This window comes from Alphaproteobacteria bacterium, from assembly GCA_030740435.1.
Taxonomy (GTDB): Bacteria; Pseudomonadota; Alphaproteobacteria; order UBA2966; family UBA2966.
On sequence record JASLXG010000031.1, the window covers coordinates 1 to 20,318 of the forward strand.

Annotated in this window: 20 protein-coding genes and 1 pseudogene; 10 read left to right on the plus strand and 11 right to left on the minus strand. The window is 66.0% G+C overall.

The annotated features are described in order from the left end of the window. A partial coding sequence (locus QGG75_03400) for an IS5/IS1182 family transposase (GenBank protein MDP6066287.1) occupies positions 1-165 on the plus strand: 165 nt, incomplete at its 5' end. Here QGG75_03400 and QGG75_03405 read toward each other — a convergent pair. From QGG75_03405 to QGG75_03425, 5 genes are all read right to left on the minus strand, one after another. Continuing rightward, positions 162-518 carry an MlaA family lipoprotein gene (locus tag QGG75_03405; protein ID MDP6066288.1) on the minus strand — a complete coding sequence of 119 codons (357 nt, stop codon included), beginning with the start codon at positions 516-518 and terminating at the stop codon, positions 162-164. The genes QGG75_03400 and QGG75_03405 overlap by 4 nt on opposite strands. Beyond that, entirely contained in the window at positions 497-1,282 is a 786-nt protein-coding gene (locus QGG75_03410) for an MlaA family lipoprotein (protein ID MDP6066289.1), read from the minus strand. The genes QGG75_03405 and QGG75_03410 overlap by 22 nt, the downstream gene beginning before the upstream one ends. Beyond that, positions 1,282-2,115 carry a tetratricopeptide repeat protein gene (locus QGG75_03415; protein ID MDP6066290.1) on the minus strand — a complete coding sequence of 278 codons (834 nt, stop codon included), beginning with the start codon at positions 2,113-2,115 and terminating at the stop codon, positions 1,282-1,284. The genes QGG75_03410 and QGG75_03415 overlap by 1 nt, the downstream gene beginning before the upstream one ends. A 16-nt stretch (positions 2,116-2,131) precedes the next feature. Further along, a complete protein-coding gene (locus QGG75_03420; protein MDP6066291.1) occupies positions 2,132-2,797 on the minus strand; it encodes an ABC transporter substrate-binding protein in 666 nt (221 codons plus the stop codon). A 1,050-nt stretch (positions 2,798-3,847) separates the two neighbouring features. Next, positions 3,848-4,276: a DUF2267 domain-containing protein gene (locus QGG75_03425; GenBank protein MDP6066292.1), complete on the minus strand. Its 429-nt coding sequence runs from the start codon at positions 4,274-4,276 to the stop codon at positions 3,848-3,850. On the opposite strand from QGG75_03425, the gene QGG75_03430 reads away from it, so the two are divergent. Then, on the plus strand, positions 4,275-5,621 hold the full coding sequence (locus tag QGG75_03430; protein MDP6066293.1) for an MFS transporter: 1,347 nt from the start codon (positions 4,275-4,277) through the stop codon (positions 5,619-5,621). The genes QGG75_03425 and QGG75_03430 overlap by 2 nt on opposite strands. A 142-nt stretch (positions 5,622-5,763) precedes the next feature. On the opposite strand, the gene QGG75_03435 is transcribed toward QGG75_03430, so the two are convergent. The 4 genes from QGG75_03435 to QGG75_03450 all read right to left on the minus strand — a co-directional run bounded on the left by QGG75_03435 (position 5,764) and on the right by QGG75_03450 (position 13,098). Further along, positions 5,764-7,152 carry an FAD-binding oxidoreductase gene (locus tag QGG75_03435; GenBank protein ID MDP6066294.1) on the minus strand — a complete coding sequence of 463 codons (1,389 nt, stop codon included), beginning with the start codon at positions 7,150-7,152 and terminating at the stop codon, positions 5,764-5,766. Between the two features lie 49 nt (positions 7,153-7,201). After that, positions 7,202-8,716, minus strand: coding sequence for a long-chain fatty acid--CoA ligase (locus QGG75_03440; protein ID MDP6066295.1), 1,515 nt, complete (start codon positions 8,714-8,716; stop codon positions 7,202-7,204). Between the two features lie 126 nt (positions 8,717-8,842). After that, on the minus strand, positions 8,843-10,576 hold the full coding sequence (locus tag QGG75_03445) for an EAL domain-containing protein (protein ID MDP6066296.1): 1,734 nt from the start codon (positions 10,574-10,576) through the stop codon (positions 8,843-8,845). Positions 10,577-10,869: 293 nt separating this feature from the next. After that, positions 10,870-13,098: an adenylate/guanylate cyclase domain-containing protein gene (locus QGG75_03450; protein MDP6066297.1), complete on the minus strand. Its 2,229-nt coding sequence runs from the start codon at positions 13,096-13,098 to the stop codon at positions 10,870-10,872. 304 nt (positions 13,099-13,402) lie between these two features. On the opposite strand from QGG75_03450, the gene QGG75_03455 reads away from it, so the two are divergent. From QGG75_03455 to QGG75_03480, 6 genes and pseudogenes are all read left to right on the plus strand, one after another. Next, positions 13,403-14,305 carry a MurR/RpiR family transcriptional regulator gene (locus QGG75_03455; protein MDP6066298.1) on the plus strand — a complete coding sequence of 301 codons (903 nt, stop codon included), beginning with the start codon at positions 13,403-13,405 and terminating at the stop codon, positions 14,303-14,305. Beyond that, on the plus strand, positions 14,305-15,654 hold the full coding sequence (locus QGG75_03460) for an aspartate aminotransferase family protein (GenBank protein MDP6066299.1): 1,350 nt from the start codon (positions 14,305-14,307) through the stop codon (positions 15,652-15,654). The genes QGG75_03455 and QGG75_03460 overlap by 1 nt, the downstream gene beginning before the upstream one ends. Next, positions 15,654-15,815, plus strand: a complete 162-nt coding sequence (locus tag QGG75_03465; protein MDP6066300.1) for a hypothetical protein — start codon at positions 15,654-15,656, stop codon at positions 15,813-15,815. The genes QGG75_03460 and QGG75_03465 overlap by 1 nt, the downstream gene beginning before the upstream one ends. Beyond that, a pseudogene (locus QGG75_03470) lies at positions 15,812-16,615 on the plus strand (TAXI family TRAP transporter solute-binding subunit). The gene QGG75_03465 and the pseudogene QGG75_03470 overlap by 4 nt, the downstream one beginning before the upstream one ends. A 66-nt stretch (positions 16,616-16,681) precedes the next feature. Further along, positions 16,682-17,275: a DUF3394 domain-containing protein gene (locus QGG75_03475; protein ID MDP6066301.1), complete on the plus strand. Its 594-nt coding sequence runs from the start codon at positions 16,682-16,684 to the stop codon at positions 17,273-17,275. 14 nt (positions 17,276-17,289) lie between these two features. Beyond that, positions 17,290-17,718 carry a universal stress protein gene (locus QGG75_03480; GenBank protein MDP6066302.1) on the plus strand — a complete coding sequence of 143 codons (429 nt, stop codon included), beginning with the start codon at positions 17,290-17,292 and terminating at the stop codon, positions 17,716-17,718. Positions 17,719-17,791: 73 nt separating this feature from the next. On the opposite strand, the gene QGG75_03485 is transcribed toward QGG75_03480, so the two are convergent. Both QGG75_03485 and QGG75_03490 read right to left on the minus strand, forming a co-directional pair. Further along, the gene (locus QGG75_03485; protein ID MDP6066303.1) at positions 17,792-18,178 is read right to left on the minus strand and encodes a cytochrome c family protein; all 387 of its coding nucleotides are present in this window, start codon (positions 18,176-18,178) and stop codon (positions 17,792-17,794) included. Between the two features lie 214 nt (positions 18,179-18,392). Continuing rightward, entirely contained in the window at positions 18,393-18,995 is a 603-nt protein-coding gene (locus tag QGG75_03490; protein ID MDP6066304.1) for a cytochrome P460 family protein, read from the minus strand. Here QGG75_03490 and QGG75_03495 point away from each other — a divergent pair. Together QGG75_03495 and QGG75_03500 are read left to right on the plus strand one after the other, a co-directional pair. Beyond that, positions 18,979-19,266: a hypothetical protein gene (locus tag QGG75_03495; protein ID MDP6066305.1), complete on the plus strand. Its 288-nt coding sequence runs from the start codon at positions 18,979-18,981 to the stop codon at positions 19,264-19,266. The genes QGG75_03490 and QGG75_03495 overlap by 17 nt on opposite strands. 177 nt (positions 19,267-19,443) lie before the next feature. Continuing rightward, on the plus strand, positions 19,444-20,304 hold the full coding sequence (locus QGG75_03500) for an SUMF1/EgtB/PvdO family nonheme iron enzyme (protein MDP6066306.1): 861 nt from the start codon (positions 19,444-19,446) through the stop codon (positions 20,302-20,304). The last annotated feature ends 14 nt before the right edge of the window (positions 20,305-20,318 follow it).

Genomic DNA, 20,318 nt, shown 5'->3' on the forward strand with positions numbered 1-20,318 from the left:
TCGCCTACGATTTGCTACGATACGAATGCTATCTGGGAAATATCGGTTGAGAACTACTTTGCCAAGATCAAGGAATTCCGGGGCATCGCCACCCGCTACGACAAGACCGATACCAGCTACGCCGCAAACTTGAACCTCGCCGCCACCATCATTGCCATGCGCTAATTGTCAACAGGCCCTAGCATAGGATATGGTACAAACCTTGGGGGCAGGTCAGTCTCGCTCCCGCCGCCCTCGCCGGCCAGCACCTGGCGGTCCTGCAAGGCGTAGGCGCGGTTCTGGAAATAGGCGGCGCGCAACGCGGCGTAGTAGTCCACCGAGCCCTCGCGCAGGTCGTGCAGCGAGACCAGCAGGGCCTCGCGCTGGCTGGTCGCCTGGCTGCCTTGGCGGGCGATGGTGGCACCCCGGCTGAACCAGTAACCGAAGGGGTCGATGACCGCATCGACGGCACTGCCCAGGCCGTCGCGGCCCGTGCTGGGGCCCAGCAGCGGCAGCATCAGGTAGGGCCCCGAGCCCACGCCCCAGGCGTGCAGCGTCTGCCGAAGTCGGCGCCGTGGCGCCCCAGACCCAGGTGCTCGGCCATGTCGAAGAGGCCCAAGAGGCCGATCGTCGAGTTGATCACGAAGCGCCCGGCCGTGGTGCCGGCATCGGCCAGTTCCAATTGCAGCACGTCGTTGATGATGATCACCGGTGCCCCCAGGTTGGCCAGAGCCCGGGCCAGGGCCGCTTTGGCCGGCCGCGGCACGACGAAGCCGTAGACCGCCGCCAGCGGCCGCAGCACCATGATGTCGAGGCCGTCGTTGAAGGCGAAGACGGTGCGGTTGAGGCCTTCCAGGGGATCGTTTTCATTGGCCGGCTCGACCGGTTCGACCGGCTCGGCGACGGGAACTGGTTGGGCCGGCGCTGCCCGCACGACAGGAGCTGTGCTCCGCAGCAAGCCGGGAAAGCGCGCGGTCGCGGTTTGCCTGAGTGCGCCGGCCACCTCGGGAGCGGCCTGGCCGGCGGCGGCCATGATGGCCTCGGCCTGGCCGGGGTGGCGGCTAAGCGCCGCGGTGACGACGGTGGCCAGGTCGGTCTGCAGGCGGCGATGGCTTTGCTGCAGCCGCTGGCGGGCCAGGTTGGGGTTGCCGAGCCGGTGGGCCAGTGCCATCTCGCGGGCCGCCGTCTGGTGCTCGTTCTGGACCGTCACGGTAATGGCGCTTGCCACCTCGGGCGGTACCTGGGCCCGGAGCGGCGTGGCAATCAGGACCAAGACGGCCAGCAGGGCCGGCCCCAGCCGCATCAGTTGCTGCGGCGTTTGGCCGTCCAGGTGGCGGAGCGGCTTTCGGCTTCGCTGACCTGGGCCGGTGTCATGCGTTGGCGCAGCGCCTTGGCGTTCTCGCCGGCCGCGGCCTCGCCCGCGCGGGCCGCCAGTAACGTCCACATCAGCGCCGCGACGTCGTCGCGAACGACGCCTTCGCCGCGGGCATAGCGCGTGCCCAGGCGGCTTTGGGCGCGCATGTGGCCCTGTTCGGCGGCGCGCTGGAACCATTGCACGGAGGTCGCCAGGTCGCGGGCGACGCCCTTGCCGTCGCGATAGAACTTGCCCAGGTTGTACTGCGCCTTGGCGAAGCCCTGTTCGGCCGCCATCCGGATCCACTCGACGGCTTCGCCCAGATCCTTGGCCACGCCCAGGCCGTAGGCGTACATCTTGCCCAGCGTGTACTGCGAACGGGCCAGGCCCTGGCCGGCGGCCTGGCGCAGCAGCCCCAGTGCCTGCTCGAAGTCGCGGGCCACGCCGTCGCCGGCGATGTGGAGGTTGGCCAGGTTGTGCTGGGCCGGGCCGAACCGCTGGGCGGCCGACTTCCGCCACCAATCGATGGCCTGGTCGCGGTCCTGGCGCACCCCCTTGCCCTCGTCGAAAAGCACACCGAGATTGTATTGGGCGCGGCGGTCGCCCTCTTCGGCCAGCGGCTGCCAGTGCTTGAGGGCAGCGCCGAAATCGGCCTTCTGATAGGCTGTCCAGCCCTCGTCGAAGCCGGCCCGGGCGCTGCCGGAGGTGCCGAGAACGAGGGCCAGGGCGAGAATGGCGCCGCCGAACGGCCGGAGAATTCGAGGTCGTCTGGGAGTGGGCATCTCCGTCCTACCTCCGTCAGTTACTGGCCACCGCCGAGAGCTTGTTGGTGCGGGCCCTCAGCGCGCTGAGCAGGCCGTCGAAGCCGCGCGACTTGATGACGGTGGAAAATTCCGCGCGCTGGGTGACCGCCATGCTGACGTCCTCGACCATGACGTCGATGATGCGCATGCGGCCGTTGCGCTGGCGCACCCGCCAGTCGCACTCCAGCGGCGGCCCGCTGGGCCGGCCGATGCGGGTGCGCACCAGCGCGTCCTTTTTTCCGGCGGCGCGGCTGGTGGTTATGGTGAAGCTCTCGCCGGCATAGCCGCCGAGCCGTGAGGAATAGGTCTGCAGGACGAAATTGGCGAACAGCGTCTGGTATTCGCCGCGCTGGGCCTCGCTGGCCCGGCGCCAGTGCCTTCCCAAGGTGAAGCGGCCGATGAATTCAAGATCGAAGCCTTGCCTCAGCAGCTCGCGCAGCTTGGCCTCGCGCTCGGCCAGAGGCTGGTCGGCACCGCGCAGGATGACGATGGCCTTGCCCCCCAAGGTTTTGAGAAACTCGGCCGCCTGGTCGGGGGCCGTCGCCGCCAGGGCTCCGCCGGGCAGCCCGGGGAGCGCCGTTTGCAGGGCCAGCGCCAGGCCCAGGAACAGCGCCGCCGCGCCGGGCAAGCCATGCCGGAACCGGCGCTGCCAGCGGCTCATCCGCCCCACCTTGCCATGTCTCTGACCATGGCCCAATGTTTCCATCTTCGACGGTCCGGTGCAACCTTTGTGGTGGCGGCAACGAATTCGTGATGATGGTAGCGGTTGGCCGGAATATGGTTTCCAAGCAAGGAGATAGATGTCATGGAAAGGCAATAGTGTATAAATATGTGGATAACTTGTTGAGAATATGTGCCTCGTTTGTAATGTTATTCACAGTTTTCTTGAGAAATACGTAATTTTTTTATTGATACATGATCATTGTTTTGACAATATTTTACCCGCACGCAACAGCGTGGGAGTTCGTAGGTTGGTTCGGGTGTCGCCGGGTTTCGGCTTGGCGGCAATCGAGCGAACTGGAACTCCGCAGGAAGGCGCGGCCACCGCCAGGTGGCGGGGCCTTCCGGCCAGGACGGCAGGTTCTCCATCCGGTGGCAGGATCGCCTGGCAGAAGACGGGGGTCTTACGGGGCAACCGATTTCGCAGGGGGATCAGATCACCGGACCGGGACCGCCGGGGCACGGCAAGACCCTTTTCGGAGGGAGGCGCCGGCTTTGGCGCGGACCCGGAAGCGGGGGCACCTGGCCCAAATGGCTGCGGCTCCGCCAGGTGTCGTGGCCAGGAAGGCGGGAGCTTCCACCGGGGGGGACGGCCGCAGCGACGAAGCCAAACTCCGTTTCGGCGGAACGCGGCCCGGGCGTTGCGGCGGGAACCCAGGCCGGAGAGTGTGCGGACCGGAAGGATGCTTGGTCCCTCGGGATCGGGTGTTTGCGGCCGGGAAGCAGACAATCCCTTGGAGAATTCGGCACTCGTGCCAAGCCACCCGGGCGCCAAGCGTGTGAGGGGCTAGACCGGCTCCTGGACGTCAGGGGTGTCTCTCGCGGGACACAGCATGGGTCCCACTCTCATGCCCCCTGACGTCCTTCATTTATTGGACCCTCACTTCTTATTTGGACCCTCACCGCGCGCGCGCATCCGCGCGCTTGGCCGCGGCAACCTTCGAAGAGTCCCTACCGGGTGTGCTCTTGTGGGCTCGATCCCCGAATCCTCTCACTTCTTGCCATCGGCGAATAGTTCCTTGAGGCCGGGGGGAAGCGCCGCGATGACGGCTGTGCTGCGGGCCGAATCGAGGCGCGGTGCCAGCAGGGCGAAAACGTCCTCGACGATGCTGTCGGGTGGAAAATGGTGCGGGGTCAGCCGGCGCACCACGGCGTCGTGCAAGTTGCCTCCCGAGGTGCTGGCGGCCGACCCCTCGCCGGGTTGCCAGTGGCCTACGAAAATGGCGCAGACGATGGGCGGCAGGCCGTCGGCAAAGGCGATGGCCTGGGCCGTCGTCAAGTGATCGCGAAACTCATGCAAAACGGCCCGCAGCATGGCGTAACATTGGTTTTGGGTCTCCAGCAGCGCGCGTTGCTTGAGTTCGTCCAGGAGCTGCCCGAATTGCTGCGATGCCAGTTCAATTTCCTGCGGCATGGTCATGACTGAGATTCCTCCGACTTCAGGCCCCACAAAAGCCGCCTCGCTGGCCGCCCGCCTGCCGTTCTACTACGGCTGGCTGGTCATCGCCGTGGCCTTCGTGACCATGGCACTGGCGGTCAATTCCCGCACCTCGTTTTCGCTTTTTTTCCCCACCATCCTCGATGAATTCGGCTGGTCGCGGGGGGTGACGGCAGGCGTGTTCTCGGCCGGATCGTTCTCGGTGGTGGTCATGGGGCCGGTCTTCGGTGCCCTGATGGATCGTTTTGGGCCGCGTTTGGTGGTGTCATTAGGGGCCTGCTCGGTGGCGCTGGGCCTGATCTTGGCCACCCACGCCACCTCGCCTGTCGAATTCTATGCCACCCTCGGCCTCATGGTGGTGGGCGGATCGGCGGCGGCCAGCTACCTCGGCCACTCGATGTTTCTCGCCAACTGGTTCGTGCGCCGGCGCGGCCTGGCCGTCGGTATTGCTTTCTCAGGCGTCGGCGTCGGCGCCATCCTGGTGCTGCCCTGGTTGCAGGGTGTCATCGACCAGTCGGGCTGGCGCCAGGCCTGTTTGGCGCTGGCGCTGATCGTCGTGGTGGTGGTGATCCCGCTCAATCTTCTGGTGCCGCGCCTGCGGCCCGAGGTCCTGGGCTTGGCGGCCGACGGTGGCACGCCCGTTGACGACCATGGGGCCGAGCCAAGCGCCGCCGCTGCGGTCGTCGACCGGGCCTGGGCCGAGACCGATTGGACGCTGCGCCGGGCCGTCCGTACGGCCCGCTTCTGGTGGGTCGTCGCCGCCTATTTCACCTCGCTTTTTGCCTGGTACGCGGTTCAGGTGCATCAAACCAAATTCTTCATTGATGTCGGGTTCGGTGCCGATCTGGCGGCAAAGGCGCTCGGCCTGGTCGGCCTCTTCGGCGTTGTCGGCCTGATCGGCCTGGGCGCGCTCTCGGACCGCATCGGCCGCGAGTGGGGCTGGACGCTCGCGCTCTCGGGCTTCATGGTCTGCTATCTGGCGCTGATCGCCATCAGCTTCGCCCCGTCGCTGCCGCTGCTCCTCGTCTCGGTGGCGGGGCAGGGGCTTTTGGGCTACGGCCTGGCGGGGCTCTACGGCGTCATTGCCAGCGACATTTTCGCCGGCTCGCGTTTCGCCACAGTCTTTGCCGTGCTGGGCCTGGGCGGCAACCTGGGGGCCGCCTCGGGGCCCTGGCTGATGGGCCTGAGCTTCGACATGAGCGGCAGTTACGTGCCGGCTTTCACGCTCTGTCTCGGGCTCTGTTGCGTCTCCATCGCCTGCATCTGGATGGCGGCACCGCGCAAGGTGAGATTGGTGGCGGGCCAGGCTCGGCGCCGGGCTGCTTAGAGCGGTGAGCGTTTTATGCGAATCGCTCAAGGCCGCGACCGCGGCCCGCCGGTCGTCCGGCGCGCCCGCGCAGGCGCGGACCAATTGGTTCGCTGCCGTGAGCGACAAAAACTAGAGTGGATCTCATTTCAAGAGATCCGCTCTAGTCCTCCCCAAATATCCGCCCCGGGTTGAGGATGTTGTTGGGATCGAAGAGCGCCTTCAGCTTGCGCATCATCTCGAGCTCGGCCGGGCTGCGGCTGAGCTTGAGGTAGGGGCGCTTCTGGAAGCCGATGCCGTGTTCGGCCGAGATCGAGCCCTGGCGCTCGCCGGTCAGCTCGTAGATGACGTCGTAGGGCGTGATGTTGGGGCCGCCCCGTTGCACCTCGCCGGGCTTGACCAGGACATGCAGGTTGCTGTCGCCGATGTGGCCCAGCACGACCAGCCGGTGGTCGGGCCAGATCTCGCCCAGCCGCTGCTCGGTGGCCGCCACGAAGTCCTCCATGCGGCTGATGGGTATGCTGACGTCGAAGATGGCGGCCGGCATCATGAGCTGAACCGCCTCCAGCGCCAGGTCGCGGATCTGCCACAGCTTGGCCACCTCGGCTTGCGACTTGGCCACCACCGCCTCGACCAGCAGACCGCGCTCGTGGGCCAGCGCCAAAGCGTCCTCCAGGGCCTGGCGGTCGGCCGCCGGGTCGCTGCCTTGGGATTCCAGCAAAACGAAATAGTCCTGGCTGAGCGGAAAGGGGAACTCGATGCCGGGGCTGGCCTCGGCCACCAGTTCCATGTAGCTGCGCCAGAGCAACTCATAGGCGCTGAGCGCCCCACCCAACTGTTCGCGCATCAGCCTTAGGAAATCGACAACGGCGGCGAAACTGGGCAACGAGCAAAGCGCCACCGATTGGCTCGACTGTTGCGGATGCAGCCGCAGCACGGCGCGGGTGACCACGCCCAGCGTGCCTTCGGCGCCGATGAACAGGTGCTTGAGGTCGTAGCCGGTATTGTTCTTGATCACCTTGTTCAGGTTCGAGAGCACGGTGCCGTCAGCCAACACCGCCTCCAGCCCCAGCACCAGATCGCGCGTCATGCCGTAGCGGATTACCCGGTTGCCGCCGGCGTTGGTCGAGATGTTGCCGCCGATGGTGCAGGAGCCGCGGCCGCCGAGGTCGAGCGGGAAACTGTAGCCCTCGGCCTCGGCGCGCTCCTGGATGGTTTGCAGCACGCAGCCGGCCTCGACCGTCATGGTGCCCGAGGGGCCGTCGACTTCTTCGATGGCGTTCATGCGTTCCAACGACAGCACCACTTCGCCGTCCAGCGGGATGCCACCCTGCACCAGGCCGGTCATGCCGCCCTGGGTGACGACGCCGACGCCGGCCCGGTTGCAGGCCGCCAGCACCCGGCTGACCTCGTCGGTGTTTGCCGGGCGAACCACGGCCAGCGGCCGGCCCATGCTGATGCCCATGACGTCCTGGACGTAGCGCTCGCCGATGTCCTCGCCGGTCAGCAGGCCCGCCGGGTCGACCACGGCTGCCAATTCTTCCGCCAACATGTCGTTGTCTCCTCGGTAACTGTGTTCTTTGTCGGCGGGCCGGCGCAGGTCAATCCCGCGGCAATTGGTGTTTGAGCACCTTGCCGGTGGCGTTGTGCGGCAGCTCGTCCATGAAAAGTACCTGTTTGGGCACCTTGTAGCGGGCAAGCTGGCTGCGGCAGTGCTCGACGATGGCGCCTTCGTCCAGGTTGGCGCCCTCCTTCAGTACCACGCAGGCGCGGCCGACCTCGGCCCACTTGTCGTCCGGCACGCCGATGACGGCGTTCTCGAAGACCCCGTCGAGCTGGTAGATGACGTTCTCCACCTCGACCGGATAGACGTTCTCGCCGCCCGAGATGAACATGTCCTTGGTGCGGTCGACGATGTAGTAGTAGCCGTCCTCGTCCTGGCGCGCCGCATCGCCGGTATGGAACCAGCCATCGCTGAAGAACTCATGGTTGGATTCGGCGCGGTTCCAGTAGCCCGGCGTCACCGTCGGCCCCTTGATCAAAAGCTCGCCGGTCTCGCCGGGTGCGACCTCGCGCACCTCCTCGTCGCAGATCTTGAGCCGCGTGTGCAGCGGCGGCAGGCCGGAAGAGCCGACTTTCTCCAGCGCCTTGTCGCCCGACAGCATGAGGCCCAGGGGCCCCGTCTCGGTCATGCCCCAGCCCTGCTGCAGCGTCATGCCCTTGGCGCCGTACTCCTCGATCAGGGCCAGCGGCGCCGCCGCGCCGCCGACGCCCAGGCAGATCACGTGGCTGAGATCGGCGGTGGCGAAGCCGGGCTCCTGGGCCATCATCAAGAAGTTCGTCGGCACCCCCAGCAAATGGGTCAGGTGGAGCTCCTTGTCCGAAAGGAGATCCAGGAAATGGCCGGGATCGAAGGTGCGCATGACGACGTTGCAGCCGCCGGTGTGGAAGGCCGGATTGGCATAGACGTTGAGGCCGCCGGTGTGGAAGGTGGGCAGCACCACCAGGTTCTTGGAATGCACCGTGATTTCCACCGTCATGGCGCAGTGGATGGCGTTGAACAGCGCCATTTGGTAGGTGATCATGGCGCCCTTGGGCCGGCCGGTGGTGCCCGAGGTGTACATCACCGTCCAGATGTCGGTGATATTCAGGTCAGGCGTCTGGTATTCTCCGGCCGCCGCCGCCAGGCCGGCCTCGTAGTCGCTGTCGCCGCCATTGGCCAGGCTGGCGATGCGCGGCAGGCCACAGAGCTTTTGCACTTCTGCCGCCTCCGCTGCGAACTCGAGGCCGTATATCAGCGCCTTGGGCGTGGCGTCGTTACAGATGAATTCCAACTCGGGCACCACCAGGCGCCAATTCAGCGGCAGGAAGATGGCGCCGATGCGGCGGCAGGCGAACTGGATCTCGAAGGCGTCGATGTCGTTGTGGCAGAGCACCGCGATGCGGTCGCCGACACCGATCTTCAGGCCGTGCTGCAGGTAAAGCGCCGCCCGATCGATGCGCCGGTCAAATTCGAGATAGCTCAGGCGGCGCTTGGAGGCCAAGTCGTGCACCGCCTCGCGACCCGGCGAATAACGGGCGTGGTGGGCGATCCAGTCCTCGGACGCGATGCTCACAAAAATTTCTCCCCAAATAAGGTTTACCCTATTGATGCATGGCCTGGATTATGGCGTCCAGGGCTTGGGCCGAAGGGGTCGGCGGCGCCCCTGCTGCGCTGACGGTTTCGTCGGATTTGGATCGCGCTAAGCGCCGCCCCGGCGGCCGCCGTAATCCGTTTCCTCGGTCCACCGCAGCAGCGCCGCGGCGTCCATGGGGCGGCTGATGAAGTAGCCCTGGGCCTCGGTGCACTGGAGGTTTTCCAAAAGCTTCCAGGTCTCGATGTCCTCGATGCCCTCGGCCACTACCGAGAGCCCCAGGTTGCGCCCCAGATCGACGATCGAGCGCACGATTACGGCATCGTCGTTGATCTCACGCATATTGAGCACGAAGGACTTGTCGACCTTGATCTCGCTGACCCGCAAGCGGCGGATGTAGGCCAGCGAGGAGTAGCCGGTGCCGAAGTCGTCGATCGAGATGCGCACCCCCATCTCGTGCAGCTTGTCGACGGTTTCGGTGGCCCGGGCGACATCGGAGATAATGGCGCTTTCGGTGATTTCCAGAACCAGTCCGCGGGCCGGCACGCGCCACTTTTCCAGCAAGCGCGCGATCTGTTCGGAAAAGCTGCGGTCATGCAGCGTTACCGGCGATAGATTGACCGAGACGGGAATGTCGAGGCCGATCTCGAGCCATTCGCGGTGCTGCTTGAGGGCGGCCTCGAGCACCCAGGCGGTCAGCGGCTCGATGATGCCGGTCTGCTCGGCCAGGGGAATGAAGACGTCGGGGGTGACCAGGCCGTGCTGGGGATGGTTCCAGCGCAATAAGGCCTCGACGCCGGCGATGCGCGGCGGCTTGAAGGTGACCTTGGGCTGGTAATTCAGCACCAGTTCGTTCTGGGTGATGGCATGGCGCAAATCGCCCGACAGCGAAAGCTGGCGCACGTGGGTTTCGTCGTCGTCGGCGACTTGGCCGTAATATACGGCATAGCCGGTGGCGTTGCGTTTGGCGGCGAACATGGCGGTGTCGGCGTGGCGCATCAGTGTCGAGGCGTCGTTGCCGTGGGTGGGGAAGACGGCGATGCCGATGCTGATGCCGGTGGCCAGGCGATGGCCCTGGATGGTCAAGGGATCCTTGAGCGCCTCGATGGCCTTCTCGGCCGCCTTGATGGCGCCTTCCCCGGTGGCGCCCGAGGGCAGCAATTCGGCAAATTCGTCACCGCCGATGCGGGCCAGGGTATCGGATTCACGCGTCACCACCAGCAGCCGTTTGGCCACCTCGGCCAGCAATTCGTCGCCCACGGCGTGGCCCAGCGTGGCGTTGACCTCGCGAAAGCCATTGAGATCCATCATCAGCACCGCCACCTGGCGGTTCTCCCGCTTGCTCAGCGCCACACCCTGATCCAGGCGATCGAGAAACAACGCCCGGTTGGGCAGCGCCGTGAGGGGGTCGTAGATCGAGAGACGTGTGAGCTTGGCTTCGGCCTCGGCCGCCTGCTTCTCGGCCCGCGAGGTGCGGATGGCGCCGAGCAGGCTGCGGCTCAGGCGGTCGGCCGAGATTTCGCTGGGTTTGAGGCAGTCGGCGGCGCCGGCCTCCAAAAGCTCGATCATCATCGCTTCGGGGTGTTCGCCGTTGATCATGATGACCGGCCTGTCGACGCCGGCATGATAAAGCTCGCCCAGCGTGTCGACGCCGGCCTCGTGGGTCAGCCCGGTATCGAAAAAGGCGCAGTCGTAGGTGCCGCCGCTGAGCGCCGCCACCGCCAGTTCCCTGGCCTCGGCATCGTTGATGTCGAGGTCGAGCGTCGATTCGGCCAGGGCGCGCTGCAAGGCATCGCGCTCGCTCGGTCGCGCTGCGGCAATCAGAATCTTCAGCGGTTCCACGGTCACGGCCAATTCTTAGACGTTCGGCCGCTCGGTGTGAAAGGCCAGGATATGCGTTCGTGAGGCCATTCTGGCGTCACCTCAATCCTCCCAAGGATCGTCCTCGTCGTGGCAGCGGGCATCCTGGAACTCTAAATTCGGTCCTCTTGCGCGCCGACCGCCAATCTTATGCAATGTATAGGGGGGATGGTAAATAACTCTTTAACGGCCGCCGTGGCGGTTAACCCGCCCTTGCTGCCGAATCGCCCGCCCTCAGCATAATCCAGGCGCCGGCCCGGTGCCAGTTCGCCCGCTTATTTCGAGGTGGCGACGAAGACGCCGTCCCAGTTGGGGTCAGGGGGCTCGGCCTCGTAGGCCGCGATGCGTTCTTCGTAGAGACCGTGCAGCACCTCGAATTCGTCGGCGCCGTCCAGGCGGCGGCATTCGGCCAGCGATTGCCGGGCGCGCTGCCACTGCTGGGCGCGGTAGCTGTGCAGCATCTCTTCGTGGCGCACTACCAGGGTGCGGAAGGCCGGATCGTCGAGTTTGCCGCGGTCGCCGACCAGGGAGAAGATGCGCACCGCCTCCTCCTTGCCTTTGACGGCGATGAGATCGAGCTCCAGCGTGGCGAAGTCGCGGGCCTCGATCTGGGTTTGCTCGCCGATGACGATGCCGACGCCGTAGTTCTTGGACTGGCCCTCGAGCCTGGACGCCAAATTGACGGCATCGCCCAGCACCGAATAGTCGAAGCGCTGTTCGGCCCCCATGTTGCCGACGCAGCATTCGCCGGTGTTGAGGCCGATGCCGATGTTGATGGGAAAAAAGGGTTTCTGTTCGGCCTCGCGCTCGGCCTTGATCTCGGCGTTGAGGCTTTCCAGCCGCTCGAACATGGCGATCGCCGAGGCGCAGGCGTTGGCGACGTGTTCGCCGTCGTCCAGTGGCGCATTCCAAAAGGCCATGATGCAGTCGCCCATGTACTTGTCGATGGTGCCGCGGCGCGAAAGAATCATGTCGGTCATGGGCGTGAGAAAGCGGTTGATCAGGTTGGTCAGGCCTTGGGGGTCGGTCTTGAACTGCTCGGAAATCGTGGTGAAGCCGCGGATGTCGGCGAACAGCAGCGTCATGTCGCGCATCTCGCCGCCCAGCATCAGGCGATCGGGGTCGGCGGCCAACTGCTCGACTAGGGCCGGCGAGAGATAGCGGCTGAAGGCGCCCCTAACCTGCTGGCGCTCGGCCTCGCTGCGCAGATAGTTGATGAGCGAGCCCGAGAGATAGATCAGCAGCACCACCAGCGAGGGTGAGACAGGATCGAGAAGCAGTTGGTAGTTGGCGAACATGAGCCACGAGGCCGTGATGGCGATGACGATGCCCATAACGGCGATCAGGGCGCACGACAACGCTCCCAGCCAGGGCAACAGGGCGATCAAGGCGCCGCCCAGCACGATCAGAAAGACGATCTCCAGGCCATTGGCCCAGTCCGGCCGTTCGAGGAAGTAGCTGAGCACGATCTGCTCCAGCGCCGCGATGTGGACCAGGGCCCCGGCCTGGGCCGGATTGAGCGGTGTCGCCCGCAGATCCTTGAGGCCGGCGGCGCTGGTGCCGATCAGCACCAATTGCCCCTCGACCCGGCTCTTGTCGAAATCGTCGGCGAACACGGTCCAGACCGGCACCACCCGGTCGGGCACGTCCTTGGTGTAGTGCAGCCAGATGCGGCCGTTGGCGTCGGTGGGCACCACCAGGTCGCCGATCTTGACGTGGTTGAGGCCGGTCTTTTCGCCATAGGCGGTTTCGCCGCTGGCGCCCGAGGACTTGATGATGGTGGTGCGCGCGCCCTGCGCCACCCGCAGCAATTCGGCCGGCAGCGAGGGGTAGATCCGATCGCCCTTGCGGAACAGCAGCGGCACCCGCCGCACGATGCCGTCGGGCTCCGGCACCAACGTGAAGCTGCCGTTGCCCGCCGCCGCCTTCTCGATCGCCGCCAGGTTGGTCACGGCGCCCTGGTAGGCCGGCAGGAAGGGCTTGGGATCGTCGCCGGCCAGGGCGAAGCTGCCCTTGGCCAGGGGCTCGCCGCCGCCCTCTTCGGTGGTCAGCACGAAGCCCGTAACGACGTTGATCTGGGCCATGACCTGGGCCAGCATCGCGTCGTGGTCGGGTAAGCTTTCGGCCCGCTCACGCAGCGCCATGATTTCCGGTGTCTCGGGCCAGATCGGCAGCACGTTGGCGGGCGAGGTGCGGTCAGCCTCCGCGAAGACGATGTCGAAGGCAATGGCGACGGCGCCGGCGTTGGCCAAGCGGACCAGCAATTCGGCCACTTGAGTGCGCGGCCAGGGCCATTGGCCGAGGCGGCTCAGGCTTTCGTCGTCGAGGTCGATGAATTTCACCGGTGCCGGCTCATAGGGTCGCGGCTTGATGCGCTGGTAGATGTCGGAGACCTTGAGCTGGACCTCTTCCACCGGGCCGGGAAAAGTGCCGCGCACCAGGAGTGCCAGGCCCAAAATGGCCAGCGGTATCAGGATATGAAGCCAGGGCCGCAGCCGGTGCATCGGCTTTGCCTACGTGTCATCGGGGGGGGATGTCAACCGCGCCTGAATCAAAAATTTCAAAATGACCGTGATTTGAATCATTTGTTGCATCGATGCCCTGGGGCGGCTATCGTGATCCTTCTTTGGAGGGTTGACGCGAGTTTCTGCCCGGGGGAAGCGAGGCGACGCAGCCCGGGGGGTCGGGAGCGTGGGCCACGGATCCGGCGCAACACCCGGATCCGCGGCCCGCACGCCCGGAAAACAACGCTTAGCGATCCGGTTGCCGAAAAAAACCGAAACCAGATGCTGCCCGGGGGGCATAGGAATGGTTGAGTTGGTCCACGTGACCGAGCGTATCCAAGCCGAGTTTCCGCGCCTCTCGCCGCAGCTCAAGCGCGCCGCCCGATATGTTCTCGACAGCCCCGACGAGGTCGCCCTCAATTCCATGCGCGCCGTGGCCAAACGGGCCGACGTCCACCCCTCGGCCCTGGTCAGGCTGGCCAAGGAACTGGGCTTCAAAGGATACGTGGCGCTGCGCGAGCCCTTCCGCGAGACGCTGCGCCGGCGCCCGGAACGCTATGCCGAACGGGCGCGCAACCTGCAGGCCCGGGGCGGCGGAGAGTTGGGCGAGCTCTATCGCGAACTGATCGTGGCCGGCAACGACAATATTGCCGGCACCTTCGCCGATTGCTCGCCCCAACGCCTGGCCAGGCTGGCGGCCACCATGGAGGCGGCCGGCCACATCTACGTCGTGGGCATGCGCAAGTGCCTGCCCGTGGCCTTCTACATCCACTATGCCTGCCGCATGTTCCACCCCGGCGTCACCCTGCTGGGCGGCTTTGCCGGAACCCTGGCCGACGAGCTTCGCGAACTGGGGCCCGACGATATGCTACTGGCCATCAGCTTCGACCCCTACACCCGCGAGACGGTGCGCACCGCCCGCCACGCGGCGGCGCTCGGCGCCACCGTGGTGGCCATCACCGACAGCCCGCTGTCGCCCCTGGCCGAAGTTGCGGCGGAGACCCTGGTGGTGGCCAACGCCAGCCCCTCGTTCTTTCGCTCGCTGGTGGCAGCCATGGCACTGGCCGAGGCTATCGTCGCTTTTCTGCTGGCGCGGGGCGGTGATCAGGCCATCGCGACGCTGACCCAGACCGAGGCCCAGCTCGACGGCTTCGGCACCTACCAGCAGCGGCCCGAGCGCCAGGCGGCCGGGCGGCGGAGCCGCTGATGGGCCACATCCTGCAACGCCAACTCGATGCCGAGCTGCCGGTGGCGGTGGCCGGCGATGGAGTCTACCTGATCGACGAGAGTGGCAAGCGCTACCTCGACGCCTCGGCCGGGGCCGCGGTCTCGGCGCTGGGCCATTCCGACGCGCAAGTGCGCCGGGCCATCGTCGAGCAGGTCGAAAGCCTGGCCTTCGCCCACACCTCGTTCTTCACCACCCGGGTGGCCGAGGAACTGGCCGAGCATTTGGCCCAAGCCGCGCCGACGGGGCTGGAGCAGGTGTTTTTCATCAGCGGCGGTTCCGAGGCCATCGAGGCGGCGCTCAAGCTCGCCCGCCAGTACTTCGTCGAACAGGGCCAGCCCCAGCGCCGCCACTTCATCGCCAGGCGCCAGAGCTATCACGGCAATACGCTCGGCGCCCTGGCCGTCGGCGGCCACCCGGCGCGGCGTGCCATCTATGCGCCCTTGCTGATCGAAACCACCCACATCTCGCCTTGCTACGCCTACCGTGGCCAGGACCCGGATGAAAGCGAGGAACAATACGGCCGGCGCCTGGCCGACGAGCTGGAGGCCGCCATCCAAAGCCTGGGGCCCGACAGCGTCACCGCCTTCGTGGCCGAGACGGTGGTCGGCTCGGCGCTTGGCGCGGTGCCGCCGGTGGCCGGCTATTTCCGTCGCATCCGCGAGGTCTGCGAGCGCTACGGCGTGCTGCTGATCCTCGACGAGGTGATGTGCGGCATGGGCCGCACGGGAACCCTCTTTGCCTGCGAGCAAGAGGGCGTGGTGCCCGACCTGGTGTGCGTCGCCAAGGGACTGGGGGCGGGCTACCAGCCGATCGGCGCGGTGATCGCCAGCCGGCACATATACGACGCCTTGCGCCAGGGCTCGGGCGCCCTGCAGCACGGCCACACCTACATCGGCCACCCCGTGGCCTGTGCCGCCGCCCTGGCCGTGCAACGCGCCATCGTCGAGCGCGATCTGCTGGCCAACGTGGTGGCCCAGGGCGAGCGTCTCGAGGCGGCGCTATACGAGCGTTTCGGCAACCACCCCCATGTCGGCGACATTCGCGGCCGCGGCCTCTTTCGGGCCATAGAGTTGGTCGCCGACCGCGAGACCAAGCGGCCCTTCGATGTGGCCGACAAACTGCACGCCCGCATCAAGGCCGAGGCCATGGCGGGTGGCCTGATCTGCTATCCGGCCGCCGGCTCGGCGACCGGCGAGGCCGGCGATCACGTGCTGCTGGCCCCGCCCTATATCATCCAGGCGGCCGAGATCGACGATATCGTCGAACGCCTGGGAGTTGCCGTCGACGCCTGCTTGGTCGACATCGGCGCTACAGGGAGGGCAGCCTGATGAAAATACCCCACATGTTTGGCCGCAGACCGACCGCCGCGACGGTCCTGGCCCACGACCACATCGGTTTCGCGGCGATCTCCAGCGGCCACAACGCGACAGCCGCAGAAAGCGAACGTTTCAACCCCGACCATCAGCAAATGGAGGACTGCACGTTATGAAGAAATTGGCTCTCACAACCGGTGCCGTGGCGTTCGCCGCGGCGCTCGGTCTCGGCGCCCTGGCGTCCGGCCCCGTCGCCGCCCAGGGCAACTTCATCACCATCGGCACCGGCGGTGTCACCGGCGTCTACTATCCTACCGGCGGCGCCATCTGCCGCCTGGTCAACAAGAAACGCAAAGAGCACGGCATCCGCTGCTCGGTCGAGAGCACCGGCGGCTCGGTCTACAACCTCAACACCATCCGGGCCGGCGAGCTCGACATGGGCGTGGCGCAGTCGGACTGGTAGTACCACGCCTACAACGGCACCAGCAGATTCAAGGCGAAGGGGCCGTTCAAGGGCCTGCGGGCGGTCTTTTCCGTGCATCCCGAGCCCTTCACCGTGGTGGCCCGGGCCGATGCCGGCATCAAGACCTTCAACGACCTCAAGGGCAAGCGGGTCAACATCGGCAATCCCGGATCCGGCCAACGCGGCACCATGGAAGTGGTGATGGCGGCCCTGGGCTGGACCAAAAAGTCCTTTGCCCTGGCTTCCGAGCTCAAGTCGGCGGAACAGTCGCAGGCGCTTTGCGACAACAAGATCGACGCCATGGTGTTCACCGTGGGTCATCCCAGCGGCTCGATCAAGGAGGCCACCACGACCTGTGACAGCGTCATCGTCGAGGTCTCGGGGCCGGCCATCGAAAAGCTGGTCAACGACAACGACTACTACCGCCACGCCGTGGTTCCGGGCGGCATGTATCGCGGCAACGCCAACGACACCAAGACCTTCGGCGTCGGCGCCACCTTCGTCAGCTCGACCAATGCCCCGGCGGCCATCCGCACGGCGATTTTGCCGTTCCTCTTCATCTTCAACACCGAACTTCTGATGATCGGCATCGAAAACGCTTTCCATCTGGTGCTGACTATCGTCGTGGCGGTGGGGGCCATGCTGACTTTCGCGGCGGCCACCCAGGGTTTTTTTCTGGTCAAGTGCCGGTTGTGGGAGATTGCCGCCCTGCTGCTGGTCGCCTTCACCCTGTTCCGGCCCGGCTTTTGGTGGGACATGGTCTATCCGGCGCTGGAATCGGCGCCGGCCAAGGGCATCTACAAGATCGTCGAGGCGGTGCCGCCGGGCGGCCACATTCGCATCCGGGTGACCGGCGAGAACCTCGACGGCGACGCCGTGGACAAGACCGTGATGCTGCAGATCGACGCCGGCGCCGACGGCGCCGCCCGCCTGGCCGGAGCCGGCCTCGAACTGCGCCAGGAGGAGGGCAAGATGATCGTCGACAACGTCGTCTTCGGTAGCTCCGCCGAGCGCCAGAAGATCGATTTCGATTGGCAGATCGCCAGCGTCGAGCGCAAGGCCGATCGTCCGCCCAGGCAGCTCATGTACCTGCCGGCGCTGCTGCTCTTTGGGGCGGTGTTCGTGCTGCAGCGGCGGCGGCGCCAGGGCGGCGATGCCGGCGCCGCGGCCTAACCGGAGGGGACGTCATGTACAAGGACATACTGCTGGCGCTCGACATCAACGACGAGGCGACCTGGCACAAGGCACTGCCGGTAGCCGACGAGCTGCGGCGCAACTTCGCGGCCAATCTGCATGTGCTCACCGTGGTGCCCGATTTCGGCATGAGCATCGTCGCCCAGCACTTCCCCGCCGACTTCGAGAAAAAGGCGCTGGCCGAAGCCAAGGCCAGGCTGGAAGCCCTGGTCGGCGAGAACCTGGACGACCTGGGCAACGTGCGGCTGGTGGTCGAGCAGGGTTCGGTCCACAAGGAGATCGTGGTGGCCGCCAAGCTGGTGGGGGCCGATCTCATCGTCATTTCGTCCTCCAAACCGGGCTTGCAGGACTACCTGCTGGGACCCAACGCCGCCCAAGTCGTGCGCCAGGCCGAAAGCTCGGTATTGGTGGTTCGAGACTGACCCGAGACAGCACAGAAAAAGCCACCGCCGATCCGGCGGTGGCTGTTCGCTGCCGAGAGGTTCTGCGGCGTGTCTACTTGGTTGCCTTTTTGAGGTAGGCGATGACGTCTGCCCGCTGTTTGGTCTTTTTGAGGCCGGGGAAGGTCATCTTGCCCTTCTTGATCACGGCTTTGGGCTTTTTGATGTATTTGTCCATGATGGCGTCGTCCCAGACGATGCCCGACGCCTTGATAGCCTTGGAAAACTTCTTGTAGCCGGCGGCGGTGCCCGCCTTGCGCCCGAAAACGCCGTGCAAATTGGGGCCGACCTTGTGCTTGCCGCCCTTTTTGACGGTGTGGCAGGCCTTGCACTTGTTGAACACCTTCTTGCCCTTGGCCGCGTCGCCGGCCGCCAGTGCCGAGGTGCTGGAAAGCGCAATAAGGCAGGCCGCGCCGATGCCAATCAGCTTGTTCGTGGTCATTGAAAGCTCTCCTATCTACCGCTGTCCGCGGGTTCACACCATAGTCGCCACCCCCTCGCGACCGAGCGGCGTGTGTAGCACAGGCGGTGGCGAAATGTAAGCGGACTTTGCGGCCGAAATAAGCCCGGCGGTGGCGGCTTCCTTGCGGTTGCCGCCACCGCCGGTCCACTGGAGGGAAGGGCGGGTCTCCCCCAGGGAACGAAGGCTCTGCCGCCTACAGGCGGTGCTCCTCGGGCAGGAAGAAGAGATGGTCCTGGTCCTCCACCGAGGCGTGGCACTCGATGCAGAAAGCGACCGTGCCCGAATTCTTGCCGCCCGTGGTGCCGAAGACGCTGCCGTTGGGCAGGACCATGGAATAGCGCCAGTTGCCGCTCGGCTTGTTGAAGCCGGCCGCCATCTTTTCCATGGTAAAGAGCGGCCCGGCAACCACTCGGCCGCTGGCGTTGGCGACGAAACTGTCCTTGGCCAGCATGGCGCCGACCGGCAGCGGGCCGGCCTTTTCGTATTTGCCGTAACCTTGGGCCAGGGCGTTGCCGAAGTTGTTGACGTAGCGCCCGCCGTGGGTGTCCGAGACGTAGGGCCGCAGCGAAAAACGGCTCCAATCGGCATAATCGCCGACATAGCTCAGGCCCGACTTGGCGTAGGCCGCCCTGAGCGCCTGGCGGGCGCAATCGTAGGCCGCCACGGCCTCGGCCTGGGTCAGTTCGGGAACCTCGGCGGCGGCGCAGGGGTTGCAGGCCTGAGTGGCGCAGGGGTTCTTGGCAGCACACGGATTGCAGCCTTTGGCGGCGCAGGGGTTCTTGGCCGCCACCTTCATCAAACGCGGTACCACGCAGGCGGCGCTTTTGGCGGCACAAGGATTACAGGGATTGCAAGCCTTGGCGGCACAGGGATTACAGAGATTACAGGGATTACAGGGATTCTTGGCCGCGCAGGGATTTTTCGCGGCGCAAGGGTTTTTTCCGGCGCAGGGGTTCTTCGCCGCGCAGGCCGCCCGCGACGCCATCGGCGCCACCACGGCCGTGGTTGCCACCGTACCGATACCCAGCATGATGGGGATGACCGTCGTCGTTAGCAGCCGGTTGTGAATGGATTTCATGGCAAGGCGCCCTTCCCGTTTTGAATGTTTCCAACTTGAATTGCCTGGCCCTAACTTATGTCGGCCATCGGCCCTTGCCGATTCACGCCTATTCACGTGTGCGTGAGTTGACAGGCTGCGCTCCGGCGCCCGACCATGACTGGCGGAGGCAGCAGGGGAGTTGGCCATGACGAGCGGGGTTTCACGCCGCGGCCTGGCGGCCGCCCTGGTGGCTGCCGCCATGGCGCTGGCTCCTGTCGGCAGGACGGCCCCGCTACCCGAGGTCATCGCCATCCCCGGCGGCCCCTTTATCATCGGCTCCGACCGGGCCGAGCGCGAGAGCGCCTACCGCCTGGACGAAGCCGCCTACGGCCATTCCATTACCCGCCGGCGCGGCTGGTACGAGGCCGAAGGCGAACGCCGGCTGGCCACCACCGCCGCCTTCACCATCACGCGCAACCTCATCACCAACGCCCAGTACGCCGATTTCATCGCCGCCACCGAACACGCCGCACCCGAGGTCGACGCCGGCACTTGGGCCTCCTACGGCCTTATCCATCCCTTCAGCCGCAGCCGCCGCCACGCCTGGCGCCAGCGCCGGCCGCCGCCGGGACGCGAGCGGCACCCGGTGGTTCTGGTCTCGCACTTCGATGCCCTGGCCTATGCCGCCTGGCTGGGCCGCACCACCGGCCGCAACTGGCGCCTGCCCAGCGAGAAGCAATGGCTGAAGGCGGCCCGGGGCAGCGACGGCGCGCGCTTTCCCTGGGGCAACCATTTCGATCCCACGCGCCTCAATAGCGCCGACCGCGGCCCCTTCGACACCGTGGCGGTAGGCAGTTTTCTCCGCGGTGCCAGTCCCTTCGGCCTGCTCGATGGCGCCGGCCAGGTTTTCGAGTGGACGGCGACCGCCAGCGGTCCAAAGAAATTCATCGTCAAGGGCGGCTCGTGGGACGACAAGGGCTGCGGCGTTTGCCGGCCGGCGGCGCGCCACGCCCGCCCCGCCGGCCTCAAACACATCCTCATCGGATTTCGTTTGGTGCGGGAATAGGTGGTAGCCTTGGA

Excerpts from the sequence above, each read along its gene's own strand:
- QGG75_03410 (MDP6066289.1), bottom strand. The coding sequence starts at position 1,282 with ATGCGGCTGGGGCCGGCCCTGCTGGCCGTCTTGGTCCTGATTGCCACG.
- QGG75_03415 (MDP6066290.1), bottom strand. The coding sequence starts at position 2,115 with ATGCCCACTCCCAGACGACCTCGAATTCTCCGGCCGTTCGGCGGCGCC.
- QGG75_03420 (MDP6066291.1), bottom strand. The coding sequence starts at position 2,797 with ATGAGCCGCTGGCAGCGCCGGTTCCGGCATGGCTTGCCCGGCGCGGCG.
- QGG75_03430 (MDP6066293.1), top strand. The coding sequence starts at position 4,275 with ATGACTGAGATTCCTCCGACTTCAGGCCCCACAAAAGCCGCCTCGCTG.
- QGG75_03425 (MDP6066292.1), bottom strand. The coding sequence starts at position 4,276 with ATGACCATGCCGCAGGAAATTGAACTGGCATCGCAGCAATTCGGGCAG.
- QGG75_03435 (MDP6066294.1), bottom strand. The coding sequence starts at position 7,152 with ATGTTGGCGGAAGAATTGGCAGCCGTGGTCGACCCGGCGGGCCTGCTG.
- QGG75_03450 (MDP6066297.1), bottom strand. The coding sequence starts at position 13,098 with ATGCACCGGCTGCGGCCCTGGCTTCATATCCTGATACCGCTGGCCATT.
- QGG75_03455 (MDP6066298.1), top strand. The coding sequence starts at position 13,403 with ATGGTTGAGTTGGTCCACGTGACCGAGCGTATCCAAGCCGAGTTTCCG.
- QGG75_03460 (MDP6066299.1), top strand. The coding sequence starts at position 14,305 with ATGGGCCACATCCTGCAACGCCAACTCGATGCCGAGCTGCCGGTGGCG.
- QGG75_03465 (MDP6066300.1), top strand. The coding sequence starts at position 15,654 with ATGAAAATACCCCACATGTTTGGCCGCAGACCGACCGCCGCGACGGTC.
- QGG75_03475 (MDP6066301.1), top strand. The coding sequence starts at position 16,682 with ATGATCGGCATCGAAAACGCTTTCCATCTGGTGCTGACTATCGTCGTG.
- QGG75_03480 (MDP6066302.1), top strand. The coding sequence starts at position 17,290 with ATGTACAAGGACATACTGCTGGCGCTCGACATCAACGACGAGGCGACC.
- QGG75_03485 (MDP6066303.1), bottom strand. The coding sequence starts at position 18,178 with ATGACCACGAACAAGCTGATTGGCATCGGCGCGGCCTGCCTTATTGCG.
- QGG75_03490 (MDP6066304.1), bottom strand. The coding sequence starts at position 18,995 with ATGAAGGTGGCGGCCAAGAACCCCTGCGCCGCCAAAGGCTGCAATCCG.
- QGG75_03500 (MDP6066306.1), top strand. The coding sequence starts at position 19,444 with ATGACGAGCGGGGTTTCACGCCGCGGCCTGGCGGCCGCCCTGGTGGCT.